The organism is Psychromicrobium ferritrahens, assembly GCF_043789415.1.
Classification (GTDB): Bacteria; Actinomycetota; Actinomycetes; order Actinomycetales; family Micrococcaceae; genus Renibacterium.
This window is the reverse complement of the sequence record NZ_JBDLLW010000002.1, coordinates 489058-504596: the sequence shown is the minus strand read 5'-3', so window position 1 is coordinate 504596 and position 15539 is coordinate 489058. Positions and strand designations below refer to the sequence as shown.

The following is a 15539-nucleotide window of genomic DNA, read 5'->3' as shown; positions in this document are numbered from 1 at the left end:
CATGGTACTGCACTCGGAAGGGTGTGGGAGAGTAGGACACCGCCGGACAACACCTCAAAAGGATCAACCCCTAGCAACGACGCTAGGGGTTGAACCACTTAAAACACAACACACCACCCGGGCACCCGGCCACACAACCCCGGAACAAAACCCCCACCACCCGCGCCAAACACCAAACCAAAGCCACAACGCGCGCACCACATCGGGACAGAACACCCACCACCCGCGCGAAACAACCGGATATCCTTGAACACTATGGATGGACTGTTCTCTCACCCAGAGCCAAACGATCCTCCGGCGACCTCAGCTCCACCGCCCCGTCAGGTCAATGTTCTGGTGCGGGTACCTCCAGAACAGGCCTTTGAAGCATTCACCGATCTGATCCATCTCTGGTGGCCGCTCGCTGATTACAGCGCTTTCGGGGTAGATTCGCACCTCGGTTTTGAGAGGCAATCCCTGCTCGAAGAGGCCCTGGACGGAAGGCAGCATCTATGGGCCAATGTGCTGGACTGGCAACAGCCAACAACGATCGCCTTGGACTTTTATCTCGGCGGTGATCCGACGATGCCCACCAGACTTTCGGTGCGCTTTGCAGCACAGCACGAGGGAACGACTGTCAGTCTGCTTCACGAGGGCTGGGCGGTGGGTTCCGCCGGACAAGAACAGTATGCGAAGTATGCTGATTGGCCCTTCATCATTGGCTGCTATGCCCGTTTCATGGGTGGGCCAGTTTCCTGAGCAGAGCGTTCCAGCGTGCCGCAAGAGTGCAGGACGCCGATGCAATTCGGAACACGCAGGAAGCCTTATTTTCGTGGAGCCGGCCCCAGATGTTGAAGCTAGGATGAGTCGACTAGAATAGAGATCTAATCAATAGGGGAGAGCGGACTACCAGTGCTGCTCGCGGGTGAGGAGTACTAATGGCTGAATACGGTGGCAACGACCGGAGCCGCGGATCTCGCGAAGGCGGTTCGCCTCACGGTCGCGGCGGTGAGCGGGCCTCTTCTCGTTCAGCCCACAACTCTCCCCGCAGCGGCGGAACACCTCGCAAAGATTGGCGAACTGAAGACGGAGAGCGCAGAGCGCCCCGTGAAGGCGGCTACCGTGGTGGTCAGAGTAGCAGCGGCCACAATAGAAATGACCAAAACAAAAATGGTCAGTCAAGAGAAGCGCAAAGCAGAGACGGCAGCGGTGAGCAGCGTCCTGGTAACGGACAGCCGGCCCGGGAAGGCTCTCGGGCAGACCGGCCTTGGGCGGATCGAAACAGCGCGGATCGCAATAGATCAGACAGCCCTCGCTCTGCTAAACCAAGGTTCGACCGCTCCGGAACCGACAGACCAAGATCCGAACGGACCCGCTCGGATCAACCGCGAAGCGACCGGTTTGGTGCTGCTCAACGTTCCGATCGAACTTCCGGAGGCGAACGCCGCGCTCCCTGGAAAGACCGTCAGGATCGTCCAGAGCGCTTCGAACGCCCGGATCGGCCAGGCTACTCGGCCCGCCCTGAGCGCAGCGACCGCCCAGAACGTTTCGAACGCTCTGACCGTTCGACGTCCGGAAGCCGTCCCGAGCGCAAGTTCCCCCAGGACCGTGACTCGAATGGTTACCGCCGGTTCAACTCCGGGGGCCCGTCTCGCTCTGCCGAAGGCGGTGAACGTGGGGAGCGCCGTGAACGGTCGGACGCTCCCGCTAAGGTTCACAACCCGCGGGATCTGCGCAGCGCGAACCGCCCTGACCGTGAGCGTTCGCCAGACATTGAGGAAGGCGTGACCGGTGCAGAGCTGGATAAAGTCACTCGCGCGCAACTGCGAACCTTGGAAACCCGCAACGGTGAATGGGTGGCAAAGCACTTAGTGATGGCCGGTCGTTTGATCGACGAGGATCCGGAACTGGCCTTCCAGCATGCCCTGGCGGCGAGCCGTCGCGGTGGCCGGCTCGCCGCGGTCCGAGAAGCCGTGGGTCTGACCGCCTATGCTGCTGGGCATTACGGCGAAGCCTTACGCGAGTTCCGCACCTTCCGAAGGATCTCGGGCTCGAATGTGCATTTGCCTTTGATGGCGGATAGCGAGCGCGGGCTGGGACGCCCCGATCGAGCGCTCGACATGGCACGTGGCGAAGAAGCCGCCGACCTGGACGCCGCAGGACAGGTGGAATTAGCCATGGTGGTCTCCGGGGCACGAGCCGATCTGGGCCAGCAGGACGCCGCCCTAGCTGCTCTGGAAATTCCACAGCTGGACAAGAACCGCGCCTTCTCTTACTCGCCCCGGCTATTCCGTGCTTATGCGGACGCTCTCGAAGCTGTGGGCCGCGCTGAGGAAGCCGCCTCTTGGCGCCGTCAAGCAGCACTCGCTGATCAGGCGCTGACCGGTGACGAAGATCCTGAGATCATCGATCTTGGTGACGAAGACGACGAAGACCAGCAGCCGAGTGACTGAAAACCTGATCAGCGCCTTCGACGCCTTGCTGAGCGATCTTGACGGCGTGATCTATGCCGGGCCGACGGCCATCCCGGGTGCTGTTGACACCTTGCAAAGCCTGCACCGGGCCGGGTTGGCACTCGGATACGTGACCAATAATGCTTCGCGCACTCCGGCTCAGGTGGCTCAGCATCTCAGCGATCTCGGTGCACCGGCTAATGCCGAACAGGTTTTCGGCTCAGCTCAAGCGGGTGCTGCGCTGCTTGCTGAGCAGGTTTCCCCGGGCGCCACGGTTCTGGTCACCGGGAGCCAGGCATTGATAGCCGAAGTGAAAAGCCAGGGTCTGACGGTGGTGAGCAGTGCAGATGATCGGCCGGACGCTGTGATTCAAGGCTTCGACCCTTCCCTGGGGTGGAAGGATCTGGCTGAGGCCTCTTTCGCGATCAGTGCCGGAGCAGTGTGGATTGCCACTAATACCGATCTGACCATTCCTCAGGCCAGGGGGATAGCCCCCGGTAACGGCTCTTTGGTCAGCGCCGTGAGCAATGCGACCGGGAAGACCCCGATCGTGGCGGGCAAGCCGCAGGCGGCGATGTTCAAACTCGCTGCGCGACGCTTGGGCGCCAGCCGCCCGCTGATGGTCGGAGATCGCCTGGACACCGACATCCTCGGTGGCAATAACGCAGGTATGCCGACCGCCCTGGTACTCACCGGGATCGACAGCGCCTGGCACGCCTTGATAGCGCGCAGTGCCGAGCGGCCCAGCTATTTACTGCCGGACCTTCCGGGGTTGCTGAAACCTTACCCCGATGTCCTCCAGCAGGGCGATCACTGGTGGTGCGCTCAGGCTAGCGCCGTGGTTCGGGGCACCCACATCACGGTGGACGCGCCACAGGACTCACTGGACGGTTGGCGAGCGGCCTGCGCTGCCTGGTGGGCGCAACACCCCGAGACGGAGCAGCCCACCGAGCCCCAGTTGAAGTGGTGACCGGCTAAACTGGCAGCATGGCTGAAACCGAAGAATTCAAGGCCCCGAGCGGGCAGAGTTCCTTGCTTGACGCGGAACCAGCGAGTTGGCCGGAAGCCGTCGCGGCAACCGGAGACTCAGCCGTTGACCAGCTTTTGAGCAGCTTGGCAGAGCTACCGACAAGCCCGGTCGCTGAGCACCCGGCGATCTACCAGCAGCTTCACGACGAGCTGCTCACCGAGCTCGAATCCGGCCCTGATAATGCCCCGTCTTGATCAGGAACTGGTCAACAGAGGACTGGCCCGTTCGCGGACTCAGGCTGCCAAATTGATCACCGAAGGCGCTGTTCTGATCGATGCCGAGCCGATCAGGAAAGTCTCCCAGCAGGTGACCGGCGAGCAAGCGATCGAGGTGAAATCCAGCGAATCAAACCGTTTCGTCTCCCGGGCGGCCCATAAGCTTCTTGGTGCTTTACAAGCCTTTCCCGAGGTGACCGTGGCAGGACAACGCTGTCTCGACGCCGGCGCTTCCACCGGTGGGTTCACCCAGGTGCTCTTGGAAGCCGGTGCGCTTGAGGTGTGCGCGGTGGACGTCGGCCACGACCAGCTGGTCAGCGAATTGCGTCAGGACGAACGAGTCAAGGTCTATGAAGGACTCAACATCCGGGATCTCAGCCCAGAGCAGCTCGGCGGCCGGGTCGCGCTCACGGTCGCCGACCTGTCCTTCATCTCCTTGACCTTGGTGATCGCTCAGCTGGCCGAAAGCACTCAGCCGGGCGGCGATCTGCTGCTGATGGTGAAACCGCAGTTCGAAGTCGGCAGGGAACGCCTGGCGAAGAGCGGGGTAGTGAGCTCCGAGGCCGAACGGCGTCGTGCGGTCAGCGGGGTGGTGCAAGCAGCGGTTCAGCAGCAACTCATGGTACGGGGACTGGCAGCCAGCCCACTCCCCGGGCAGGACGGGAATGTCGAGTACTTTCTCTGGCTGACCAAGCCGATGCCGGGGGAGCAGTCTAAGCTCGAAGTGCACGACTTTATCGAACAACAATGGCCCAGCGGCAGAGCAGCTGCGGAAGGAGAAGCATGAGCCAGGAGCGTCGGGTTCTGATCCTCGCCCATACCGGTCGGGAAGACTCGATGACGGCGGCCCTGCAGGTCTGCGAGCAATTGCGGGCCTCCGGCCTGCAAGCGGTGATGACCGCGGAGGACATCGCTGATCTATTGGCGCATTTCGGTCCGCTCACGGTGCCGGCGCGGACCCTGGGTGAAGGCGTTGAGCTGACCGACCTGGAACTGGTCATGGTGCTCGGCGGCGATGGCACCATTCTGCGTGCCGCCGAGCTGGTGCACGGCCTGGAAGTGCCGCTGCTGGGCGTCAACCTTGGCCATGTGGGTTTTCTGGCGGAGAGCGAGCGCGCTGATCTGGCGCAGACCGTGGAGTGGGTGGTTCGCCGGGATTACACCGTTGAAGAACGCATGACCATCGACGTGACGTTGTGGGTGGCGGGTGAGAAAGCCGCCCATACCTGGGCGCTCAACGAAGTCTCGGTGGAGAAGAGCGACCGGGAACGAATGCTCGAAGTCGTCACCGAAGTCGATGGTCGCCCGCTGAGCGCTTTCGGTTGCGACGGGGTTGTGATGGCGACCCCCACCGGTTCAACGGCATACGGCTTTTCCGCTGGTGGGCCGGTGATCTGGCCCGACGTCGACGCCATGCTGATGGTGCCGATCAGTGCCCATGCCCTGTTCGCCCGGCCCCTGGTGGTCTCTCCGCAGTCTCGGCTCGCCGTCGAAGTTCTGGAACGCAATGGTGCACACGGGGTGATGTGGTGCGACGGACGCCGATCCTGGCCGCTGCCACCCGGATCACGCATCGAAGTGACCCGGTCCAGCACCCCGGTGCGATTGGCCAGGATCTCTCATGTGCCCTTCTCAGCGCGATTAGTGCGTAAGTTTCAGCTCCCGATCCAAGGCTGGCGAGGGCCAGTACCGGAAGCCGATCGGGTCGGCACCAGGCCGATACCCGTGGTGCAAGCCAAGCGTCGCGTCCCCTTCGCCCAGAGCGGCCCCACCTCGGGCCCCACCGCGATCAATCCTGTCAGCCCGGAGGAAGAACCCGCGCCGTGATCGAAGAACTACGAATCCGCGACCTCGGAGTCATCGCCGAAGCCACTCTGCCACTGGAACCCGGGTTCACCGTGGTGACCGGCGAAACCGGAGCCGGTAAGACCATGGTGGTGACCGCCGTCGGCCTGTTGCTCGGTGCCCGTGGAGACTCTGGAACCGTTCGTTTGACGGCGAAAGCCGCCTCCTCTGAAGCGACAGTGCAGTTGCCCTCGGGACACCCCGCTTTGCTCCAAGCAGAGGAAGCCGGCGGAGAGCTGGAGAACTACGACGGCGGCTCCGAACTGCTGCTGACCCGGACCGTTTCGGCGGACGGCCGAAGCAGAGCTATCGTCGGTGGTCGGGCGGCACCCATCGCTGTGCTCGCTGAAATTGGTCAGCAGCTCGTGGTGGTGCACGGCCAATCCGATCAGATTCGGCTGAAGAGCGCCACGGCGCAACGCGAAGCCCTGGATTCCTTTGCCGGAGCGGACTTCACCGTGCTCCTGCGGGACTACCGTGGCAGGTACGAGCGCTGGCGAACGGTGCAGCAGGAGCTTGAGGAATTGCGCACTCAGGGCCGCGAACGGACTCTCGAAGCGGAGCAACTGAGCCGGGCGCTCGCTGAGATCGAGGCACTCGACCCGCAGCCCGGTGAGGACGCCGAGCTGAAGGCGGAAGCCATTAAGCTCTCCAATGTGGAGGCCCTGCGGCTGGCTGCCGGGCAGGCTCATCAAGCACTGATTTCCGAGGACTTCGGTGAGGCGCCCGATGCCACCACCCTCGTGGACAGCGCTAAGCGGGCCCTCGAACAGGTCGCCGAGCACGACGAGGTGCTGCGCGCCTCAGCAGAACGGGTTTCCGAGCTCGGGTATCTGTTAGCTGATGTGGCCGCGGAGCTGGCCAGCTACGTTTCAGGGTTGGACGCCGATGCGCCCGGCCGGCTCGCAGCGATCGAAGACCGGCGCGGTGAACTCGCAGCGCTCACCCGGAAATACGCGCCGAGTGTCGATGAGGTGCTGCTCTGGGCGGAGACTTCGCGGCGTCGGCTGGACGAGCTGCAGGACGATTCGGCCAGAATCGAGGAATTGCAGGCTGAGCTGGAGGCGGCGGATGCCGAGCTGAACGGGCAGGCCGCGGAATTGAGCGAACGGCGGCGTCAGGCCGCGAAGCAGCTCAGCGAACGGGTGACTGCTGAGCTGGCCGCCCTGGCGATGGCCGATGCGAAACTGCAGATCGAGGTCAAGGATGCCTCTCGCGGTCCGTATGGCGCTGATGAGGTGGCCTTCCTGTTACAGCCCCACCCCGGCGCTCCCGCCCGCGCGGTGGGCAAGGGCGCCTCCGGGGGCGAGCTCTCCCGGGTGATGCTGGCCATCGAGGTCGTGCTGGCAGCCGTTGATCCGGTGCCCACCTTCGTCTTCGACGAGGTCGACGCCGGAGTGGGTGGCAAGGCCGCGGTCGAGATCGGACGTCGGCTGGCGATGTTGGCGCAACACGTTCAGGTGCTGGTGGTGACCCACCTGCCTCAGGTCGCGGCCTTCGCCGATAGCCACATCCGGGTGCTGAAGACTTCCGATGGCGGGTTTACCTCCTCCGATGTGCACACCCTGGACGAGGCGGAGAGGGTGCGGGAACTGGCCCGAATGCTGGCGGGGCAGGAAGATTCCGCCAGTGCTCAGGCTCATGCTCAGGAACTCCTGGACGAGGCGCGGAGCTCGGCCTGACGGTCAGTTGCGGAATGCCCGGCGTTTCATTGCGACAAATCGGTACTCCACCGGCCGAGCACATGATAGGCTTGAATTCCGTGGTGCAGCGATCATTCTCCCGGTTCTCAAGTCCCTCCAACAGCTCTTCGGCGCCTATAACGCGCCATATTTTCGTCACTGGCGGTGTGGCTTCCTCTCTCGGCAAGGGATTGACTGCCTCCAGCCTGGGACACCTCCTTCGAGCTCGTGGTCTTTCGGTGACCATGCAGAAGCTCGATCCCTATCTCAATGTTGACCCCGGCACGATGAACCCCTTCCAGCACGGTGAGGTCTTCGTCACCGACGACGGGGCGGAGACGGATCTCGACATCGGGCACTACGAGCGCTTTCTGGATGAAAGCCTCGAAGGCTCAGCCAATGTGACCACCGGTCAGGTGTATTCCACGGTGATCGCCAAAGAGCGTCGCGGTGAGTATCTCGGCGACACCGTGCAGGTCATCCCGCATATCACCGATGAGATCAAACGCCGGATGCGTTTACCCGCCGCTGAGCAGCCGGACGGCTCCTCCTCGAGCAAAGCACCCGACATCATCATCACCGAAATCGGTGGCACGGTGGGCGATATCGAATCGCAGCCCTTCCTGGAAGCGGCCCGACAGGTCCGACAGGACATCGGCCGCGCCAATGTTTTCTTCCTGCACGTCTCCCTGGTGCCCTATATCGGTCCGTCCCAGGAACTGAAGACCAAACCCACCCAGCACTCAGTGGCCGCGCTGCGTTCCATCGGCATTCAGCCCGACGCCATCGTGATCCGTTCGGACCGTGAAGTGCCGGACGCGATGCGCGCCAAGATCGGCAGGATGTGCGACGTCGATACTGACGCGGTGATCAATGCGGCGGATGCTCCCAGCATCTACGACATCCCGAAGACCCTGCACTCTCAGGGCCTGGACGCCTATATTGTGCGCGCCCTGGACCTGCCCTTCACTGATGTGGACTGGAGCACCTGGGACAAGCTGCTCGACGCGGTGCACAACCCCTCGCATCAGGTCGAGGTAGCGCTAGTTGGCAAGTACATCGACCTGCCGGACGCCTACCTTTCGGTCACCGAGGCGCTGCGCGCCGGTGGCTTCGCCAATAGCGCCAATGTCAAGATCCGCTGGGTGCCCTCGGACCTCTGCTCCACCCCGGAAGGCGCGGCCAAGGCGCTGGAGAACGTGGACGCTATCTGCGTTCCGGGCGGCTTCGGCATCCGCGGTCTGGAAGGCAAGCTGGGCGCTTTGCGATTTGCTCGCGAGAACCAGCTGCCCGCGCTCGGTCTCTGCCTGGGCCTGCAGTGCATGGTGATCGAGTACTCGCGCAATGTACTGGGCTTGGAGGGCGCCTCGTCCTCCGAATTCGAGCCCGAAGCGCCGCACCACGTGATCGCCACGATGGAAGAACAGCTCGATATCGTCGATGGCAAGGGCGATCTGGGCGGCACCATGCGGCTCGGACTCTACGAAGCCAAGCTTCTGGAGGGCTCCGTCGTCGCTGAGACCTACGGTGCTACCACGGCGAGCGAGCGCCACCGGCACCGCTACGAAGTCAACAATAAGTATCGTCCTCAGCTCGCCGAAGCGGGTCTGGTCTTCTCCGGTACTTCACCCGACGGCAAGCTCGTGGAATACGTTGAACTGCCGCGTGAGGTCCACCCCTACTACGTTGCCACTCAGGCACATCCGGAGCTGTCCTCGCGACCCACCCGGCCGAATGCGCTCTTCGTCGGATTGGTCAAAGCTGCTCTAGTACGGCAGAGCGAAACCCGTCTTCTGGAGGTCTAGTGACCTTTCAGGACGAGCCGGATTTCCGCAAGGTACTGAGCAGGGAAGTCTCTTTCGATGGTCGGATCTGGGATGTGCTGACCGAGACCTTTGAGTTGAACGACGGCGGGGAGCAGCTCACCCGGGAGTACATCGATCACCCCGGAGCGGTCGCCGTCGTCGTGCTCGATGAGGCCGAGCAGGTATTGCTGCTGAAGCAGTACCGGCACCCGGTACGGGCTTCACTGTGGGAGATCCCCGCTGGATTGCTGGATATTGAAGGTGAGGATTTCCAGCTCGCCGCGGCTCGCGAACTCGCGGAGGAAGCGGATCTGCTGGCGAGCGATTGGCGGGTGCTGCTCGACGTCAATAACTCCGCGGGGTCTTCCTCGGAAGCAGTGCGGATCTATCTGGCGCGTGGGATTTCCGAGGTTCCGGAAGCCGAACGCCATGTCCGCACCGCGGAGGAATCGGAGATCCAGTTACGCTGGGTGCCCTTGGACGAGGCCGTAACGGCTGCTCTCACCGGCAGAATGCACTCCTTCAGCGCGATCAGCGGTCTGCTCGCGGCCGCAGCAGCTCGTTCCACCGGTTTTGAGCAGCTGCGCCCGGCGGACTCGGCGTGGCCAGAGCACCCCAGCCAGTGGCCCACCGAAGCGCAGCCTGCTCAGCCGCCATTCGGCCAGGGCGCTACCGCGAACCCATGACAGTGGCGGCCACGGCTGGAGCAACTCCGGAGCTCCCCGGGCCGCTTCGTCGCGCCCTGCGTGATTATCTGCAACACCTGGCGGTGGAACGTGGCCTGGCGGCCAATACGATGGCCGCCTATCAGCGTGATCTGAACCGGTATCTGACTTTCCTGGCGGCTCAGGGCGTCGGTGCTCCCACCGAGATCACCGCCAAGCACATCACCGCCTTCGCTCAAGCGATCGCCACCGGCAGCGACGGTTCGAGCGTGCTCGGAGTGCGCTCTGCGGCTCGCACCATCGTCGCTGTCCGGGGGATGCACAAGTTCTGGGCCTTAGAGGGAATCAGCCCGGCTGACCCGGCCAGTGAAGTCCATCCGCCGATGCCGGGGCGGCGGCTGCCCAAGGCGATCAGCGTGGATGAAGTAAGCCGGATTCTAGATGCTTCGGGGAATGACAGCCCCACCGGCCTGCGGGATCGGGCACTGCTGGAATTCCTCTACTCCACCGGGGCCCGGATCTCTGAAGCCATCGGGCTCGACGTCGACGACGTGCTTGGCTCCTCTCAGCAGGATCCAGAGGGCGCCGTGGTCCGGCTCTTCGGTAAGGGCTCCAAAGAGAGAGTGGTGCCCCTCGGCTCCTATGGGGCTCGCGCGGTGGATGCTTATCTGGTGCGTGGCAGACCGTTGCTCTCCGCCAAGGGAAAGGCGACTCCCGCGCTTTTCCTCAACGCGCGGGGCGGGCGGTTGAGCAGGCAGAGCGCTTGGAGCATTCTGAAAGCCGCCGCGGAAAAGGCTCAGATCACCAAAGACGTCTCACCGCACACCCTGCGGCACTCCTTCGCAACGCACCTGCTGGAGGGCGGAGCCGACGTCCGAGTTGTTCAGGAACTGCTGGGGCACGCCTCGGTGACCACCACTCAGGTCTACACCCTGGTGACCGTGGATACGCTGCGCGAGGTTTATGCGGCTGCGCATCCGAGGGCTCTGGGATGAGCTGTTCTAGTCTCAACCGGGCCGGCTCAGGGGCTCAGCTGCCGGATTCCACCACAGGGTTGAAATAGCTGGCTCAGAGGCTGAATTCGTTGGATTCGCAGCGAAATCGGCGATGAGCGCCCGTAGCCTTGTCGGTATGGAATTTGTGCATCGATGGGTATTCCCGCAGAAGAAATGGATGGCGGTTGGTATTGCCGCATTGTTCTTTGCGCTGTGGATTATAGGAGAAGCGGGAAGAATGTATCCCGGGTTTTTGGTGTGGTCAGGTTTTTGGCCGCTGGTGCTGATAACCCTGGCAATCGGAGTTTCGGCGCTGTGGCCGGTAATCTCGCTGAGCCTTGTAGGGGCACTCTTGATACTGCAGCTAGGGTTTGTGATACCTGTGCCAGCCGCCAATCACTGGGCAATTTATTTGGGCAGTTTCTTTGCCCTGACCTTCATACTATGGACAGCTCCGCCAAGGATTCAACGAGTGGCTGGGGTTGCCAATCTGGTGTACATCCTGCTGATGTCCTATTTGATGATGGCGCGCCGCTATGGGGCAGGTGTCGGTTGGCTTCAAACGCAGCCTTTTGGTGCTCCTAATTTCCGGGTTATGGGGCTCAAGGTAATGGATTACAACTACATTGTCTGCGCAGCTTGTCTTTTGGCGGTGACGATATTTTGCGCGTCGCTTGGCTTGTTGATGCGACTTTACGAAAATAAGTATCAGATGATGACCGAGCAAGCCGAGACTCAGGAAGCTCTTCAGAACGTGGAAACCGAGCTTACCGTACAGCAGGAACGCGTGCGGATCTCACGAGATCTGCACGATGTGCTGGCGCATTCCTTGGCCGTGATTGCCGCCCAAGCCGATGGCACCCGGTACGCCAGCATCGATCAGCCGAAGCCGGTGATTGATGCCTTGGAAAACATCGCCAGTTCCGCTCGGCGAGCTTTGCTCGATGCTCAGCTTGTCATTGAAGGCACCGCGGGCGACGACAGTAAATCTCCACAACCTGGTCTTCAAGAACTCACTGAACTTCTCGAGCAGACAGCCAGCGGAAACGTCAAGCTGAATCGGCTGGATTCGGGGGAACCCCAAGAATTGGCTACCGGCCAGCAAGTGGCGGTCTACCGGATCGTTCAAGAAGGTACAGCCAATGCTTTGAAACACGGCGCTCCTGAGGGTGACATCTCTGTCTACTTCGATTGGAAGGAACCGGGTCTGTTGCTACGAATCGTTTCGACCCTGCCTGAGGGCTCGGTAGCCGATGACTCTGATACCTCGAAAATCCGGATCGGTAAGGGCCTTCCCGGTATGCAGGAACGCGCCAAAATGGCGGGAGGCTGGCTATCAGTGCAAAGGGACGAAACAGAAGGCCTGTTCCGCCTGACCGCCTTCATCCCTTACCCCGCTGAGCAGAAAGTCCCCGTTCTGCTCAGCGCTCAGGGCGGAGGCAAGGATGGCTGAAACCAGCTCGGCGATTCGAGTGATGATGGTGGACGATCAGGAGCTTTTTAGAGCAGGAATCGGTATGGTGGTCAGCAGCCAAGCGGATATGAAGCTGGTGGGTGAGGCGGCCAATGGCCGGGACGCCATTGAGGTATCCGCGCAGTGTCGCCCCGACGTCATTCTGATGGATCTCCGCATGCCGGTGCTCGATGGCATCGCTGCGATTGAAAAGATTTTGCAACAACCTGCTGACCTCGAAACTCAACTGCCGCGCATCATTGCGTTGACCACTTTTAACCGCGACCAGGCGGTACTGGAGGCCGTTCAAGCGGGAGCCAGCGGGTTTCTACTGAAAAGCGCAGAGCCTGAGTTTCTGCTGGCCGCGATTCGCACCGTGCACTCCGGATACGCCGTCATCGCACCGAGCACGGTTCATGAGCTGTTCCAGCACGCCGCCAGGAGAATGCCCGCGGTGGCACCTGATCTATCCTCGCTGACCCAATTGTCAGCTCGTGAGGAAGAAGTTTTCCTGCTCGCCGCTAAAGCGCTGTCCAACGCCGAAATAGCACAGGAGCTGTTTGTTTCCGAAGCTACGGTCAAATCTCACTTACGTGCCGTTCTGATGAAGCTCGGTGTGCAGAACCGGCTTCAGCTAGTCAGTTTCGCCTACCAGCACGGCATCCTGGGTACGGGACATTCAACGGACTAGCCGTACACCGCCGCTGAATCCCTCACACTTCATGAGAGTATCGAATCATGGCTTCGACACCTTCCAGACGCTTCCTTCCCCTTGTCCTCGGAATGGCTCTGATCCTTACGGCGTGCAGTGCGGAGGGGCAGAGCCAGAGCAGCCAGTCGGTCTCGCACATTCAACTCAGCCCGAGCGCCAGTGAAACTGAAACCGCTGGCAATGTGGAGACTTCGCTCACCCAGCCGACCGGTAACTGGCACTACACCGGCGTCGCGGACGTCACTCGGGCTGCCATCCTCGATGGCACCGTCGCCTTGGAATTCTCGAATGAGCCCAGCCGCCGTGGAAAACGCGCCACGCTGTCCGATTTCGCGACGATATCGGATCCCGAGGCCGGGTTCGTCTGCCCTGGCGAGTGCAGTATCGGGGTCGCTATCAACAAGGCTGCGGAGCGCAAGATCTCTGCCTCTATGCCTGAAGGGGAGAGCAGCCTGACCTTGGAGAATCCGGTTGAACTCTGGAAAGAGCTGGCCGGAGCCAAAACGCTCACCCTGAGCTTTCAGACTAAAGCGGGTCCTCAGACTGCCACTTTTGATCTGACCGGTTATCAGCAAGACAAGCTCAAAGGCTTTTAGAAGGTGCCAGCCGCGAAAGTCACCCTGGTCTTCCTGCTCCGCGACGGCGAGGTGCTGCTCGGGCTGAAAAAGACCGGCTTCGGCCAGGGCAAGATCGTCGGTATCGGTGGCCATCTGGAAGCCGGTGAGAGTTCGACGTCGGCCGCGGTGCGTGAGGTCTTCGAAGAAACCCGGGTGCGGGTTGAGGAGAGCGCACTCGAATTTCGAGGCACCGTGAATTTCCGCTTCCCGAATCGCCCGGAATGGGACATGAACACCGCGGTTTTCCGCGCCTTCAGCTGGCATGGAACCCCGGAAGAAACCGAGGAGATCAAGCCCGCCTGGTACCCGCTGGATCAACTGCCGCTGGAACGGATGTGGCAGGATGCCTCACACTGGCTGCCCTGGATGCTCGATGACCTGACCGGGTATCCCGAAGGCGAAATGAAAGAGTTCACCGAACGGCATTTCACCGTGGTGATGGCCGCCGACCAGCAGAACGTGGAGTCGGTCTCGGAAAAATGAACCGTCTCCGGTAACCATCACTCACTACCCGGAAACTTCATAGCTAAGCAGCATCAGGATCATTAGCATCGAGGGGGTCTTGTGGAACCTGACCGAGAAAGCCGGTTCGTGGCGATCCACCACGACTACTACCCCTCGATTTACGCCTTTATCCAACGGCGGGTCAATGATCACGAAGCCAGCCAGGAGCTCGCCGCCGACGTGTTCCGCATCGTCTGGCAGAAGTGGGACGGCGGTCAGCCGAATCTTCCCTGGCTGTACTCGGTGGCCCGGAACTTGATCGGTAATACCTATCGCAGTAGACAGCGTCAGCTCAGGCTGCGGCACCGGCTGATAGAAGCCGAGAAGACCAGGGACCTGACAGCCTCTCTCGATGGCCGAGAAGAAAACCAGAACCTGGTTCTTGAGACCTTGGAGTGCCTCAAGGACCGAGATCGGGAGCTCCTGCAATTGGCTTATTGGGAGGAACTTTCCCTCGCCGAGATTGCGGTGGTACTGGGGATCAGTGCCAACACCGCTAAGGTCCGGGTGCACCGGGCACGTCAAGCGTTCCGCCGGGTGCTCTCCGGCCACGCCGTGCAGAATAACCCTGAGCAGATGGAGGCCTGAGATGCCTGATAAAGCTGAACTGGACGAGATCGGGCAACTGATCTCCTCGGCGGACCCGATGCGCGGCACTCGGCAGCGCATTCCTGATGCTGAGATGGAGCTGCGAAGAGTGGTCAGCGAGTCGCCGTCGCGGCCGCAAAAGATCGTGGGCGCCGCGAGCCCGGCGGTGCGATCGGCCCGCAGAATGCGCTGGGCTAGGATCTCGGTGCTCGCTCCACTGGCGGTGCTGGCTGTGGTGGCTCTATCCGCGGTCTTCCTGAACCTCGGTAACCTAACCCATCAGCCTGCTGCAGGTCCGCTGCCTGCCCTGCAGAATCCGGGTTGGCAGCAATACCTCGAGAGTTCCGGGCAACTGAGTTTCGAATACCCATCGGGGTGGAAAGTGCGGGAGAAGCCCTCAACCAATCAGGACGGCGGCCAGAGCCGTACCATGGAGGTGCGCACTCCAGCGGATCAGGTGATGGCGGTGCTGACCTTGGAAAAGGGAGTGGCCTTTCCTGAACTCTGCCAGCTGAGCCAGGGAGCCGTGGTGCTCGACTCAGTGGCTATGCCGCTGCCGAAAAAGAACTCGCAGCCGGTGGACCTGCTGCCCGGTGAACCAAGTTTTGTCTTCCGGGTCAGTCCGGAGGCCAACTCTTCCGGTGCGCACTCGCCCGACACCGTCCCGCCGACTCAACTGCACGGCACCATGCTGCTGCGGAATCAATCGTCCACTCCGAACACCGGCGGATGTCTCTCGCCGGATCGGATCTACGGCCCGGACGGCGTCACCCTGGTGGGCTTCGGGAACGGAGTCTCCGCGGGCCGGCTCGATGCCTCAGCGCCACTGGCTTTTAAGGACCTCGCCACCGCTCAGGACTTTCTCAAGAGCGAGCAATATCAAGTCCTCAAGAAGATCCTGACCTCGCTGCGTTTCCGTTAAACCCAGCGAGTGTGCAGTTCTACACCTTAAAACCACTTCAAAAGGTGTGGAACTGCACACTCGATACCAGGGGA

17 protein-coding genes are annotated in these 15539 nt (G+C 61.8%); all 17 read left to right on the top strand.

The features are described from left to right. Positions 1 to 255 precede the first annotated feature (255 nt). Positions 256 to 738, top strand: a complete 483-nt coding sequence (locus ABDK06_RS12080; RefSeq protein ID WP_394941296.1) for an SRPBCC domain-containing protein — start codon at positions 256 to 258, stop codon at positions 736 to 738. 192 nt (positions 739 to 930) lie between these two features. Then, positions 931 to 1767 carry a hypothetical protein gene (locus tag ABDK06_RS12075; RefSeq protein ID WP_394941294.1) on the top strand — a complete coding sequence of 279 codons (837 nt, stop codon included), beginning with the start codon at positions 931 to 933 and terminating at the stop codon, positions 1765 to 1767. After that, positions 1764 to 2432: a tetratricopeptide repeat protein gene (locus ABDK06_RS12070; RefSeq protein WP_394941292.1), complete on the top strand. Its 669-nt coding sequence runs from the start codon at positions 1764 to 1766 to the stop codon at positions 2430 to 2432. Before ABDK06_RS12075 ends, ABDK06_RS12070 begins: the two co-directional genes overlap by 4 nt. After that, positions 2425 to 3402: an HAD-IIA family hydrolase gene (locus tag ABDK06_RS12065; protein ID WP_394941290.1), complete on the top strand. Its 978-nt coding sequence runs from the start codon at positions 2425 to 2427 to the stop codon at positions 3400 to 3402. The genes ABDK06_RS12070 and ABDK06_RS12065 overlap by 8 nt, the downstream gene beginning before the upstream one ends. Before the next feature lie 17 nt (positions 3403 to 3419). Then, entirely contained in the window at positions 3420 to 3656 is a 237-nt protein-coding gene (locus ABDK06_RS12060; RefSeq protein ID WP_394941288.1) for a hypothetical protein, read from the top strand. Then, the gene (locus ABDK06_RS12055) at positions 3643 to 4464 is read left to right on the top strand and encodes a TlyA family RNA methyltransferase (RefSeq protein ID WP_394941286.1); all 822 of its coding nucleotides are present in this window, start codon (positions 3643 to 3645) and stop codon (positions 4462 to 4464) included. Before ABDK06_RS12060 ends, ABDK06_RS12055 begins: the two co-directional genes overlap by 14 nt. Continuing rightward, positions 4461 to 5504 (top strand): NAD kinase, encoded by a 1044-nt coding sequence (locus ABDK06_RS12050; RefSeq protein ID WP_394941284.1) that lies wholly within the window; start codon positions 4461 to 4463, stop codon positions 5502 to 5504. The genes ABDK06_RS12055 and ABDK06_RS12050 overlap by 4 nt, the downstream gene beginning before the upstream one ends. Beyond that, positions 5501 to 7204: a DNA repair protein RecN gene (gene recN, locus ABDK06_RS12045; protein WP_394941282.1), complete on the top strand. Its 1704-nt coding sequence runs from the start codon at positions 5501 to 5503 to the stop codon at positions 7202 to 7204. The genes ABDK06_RS12050 and recN overlap by 4 nt, the downstream gene beginning before the upstream one ends. A gap of 62 nt (positions 7205 to 7266) precedes the next feature. Further along, the gene (locus ABDK06_RS12040) at positions 7267 to 9009 is read left to right on the top strand and encodes a CTP synthase (RefSeq protein WP_394941280.1); all 1743 of its coding nucleotides are present in this window, start codon (positions 7267 to 7269) and stop codon (positions 9007 to 9009) included. Then, positions 9009 to 9695: an NUDIX domain-containing protein gene (locus ABDK06_RS12035; RefSeq protein WP_394941278.1), complete on the top strand. Its 687-nt coding sequence runs from the start codon at positions 9009 to 9011 to the stop codon at positions 9693 to 9695. The genes ABDK06_RS12040 and ABDK06_RS12035 overlap by 1 nt, the downstream gene beginning before the upstream one ends. Then, complete coding sequence (gene xerD / locus ABDK06_RS12030) at positions 9692 to 10669, top strand: site-specific tyrosine recombinase XerD (protein ID WP_394941276.1); 978 nt, start codon at positions 9692 to 9694, stop codon at positions 10667 to 10669. The genes ABDK06_RS12035 and xerD overlap by 4 nt, the downstream gene beginning before the upstream one ends. A gap of 136 nt (positions 10670 to 10805) precedes the next feature. Then, positions 10806 to 12122: a sensor histidine kinase gene (locus ABDK06_RS12025; protein ID WP_394941274.1), complete on the top strand. Its 1317-nt coding sequence runs from the start codon at positions 10806 to 10808 to the stop codon at positions 12120 to 12122. Further along, positions 12115 to 12813 (top strand): response regulator, encoded by a 699-nt coding sequence (locus ABDK06_RS12020; RefSeq protein ID WP_394941272.1) that lies wholly within the window; start codon positions 12115 to 12117, stop codon positions 12811 to 12813. Before ABDK06_RS12025 ends, ABDK06_RS12020 begins: the two co-directional genes overlap by 8 nt. A gap of 47 nt (positions 12814 to 12860) precedes the next feature. Beyond that, positions 12861 to 13430 (top strand): hypothetical protein, encoded by a 570-nt coding sequence (locus ABDK06_RS12015; RefSeq protein WP_394941270.1) that lies wholly within the window; start codon positions 12861 to 12863, stop codon positions 13428 to 13430. Between the two features lie 3 nt (positions 13431 to 13433). Beyond that, complete coding sequence (locus tag ABDK06_RS12010; protein ID WP_394941268.1) at positions 13434 to 13934, top strand: 8-oxo-dGTP diphosphatase; 501 nt, start codon at positions 13434 to 13436, stop codon at positions 13932 to 13934. 81 nt (positions 13935 to 14015) lie between these two features. Continuing rightward, positions 14016 to 14543, top strand: a complete 528-nt coding sequence (locus ABDK06_RS12005; RefSeq protein ID WP_394941266.1) for an RNA polymerase sigma factor — start codon at positions 14016 to 14018, stop codon at positions 14541 to 14543. A 1-nt stretch (position 14544) separates the two neighbouring features. Continuing rightward, positions 14545 to 15465, top strand: coding sequence for a hypothetical protein (locus tag ABDK06_RS12000; protein WP_394941264.1), 921 nt, complete (start codon positions 14545 to 14547; stop codon positions 15463 to 15465). Positions 15466 to 15539 lie beyond the last annotated feature (74 nt).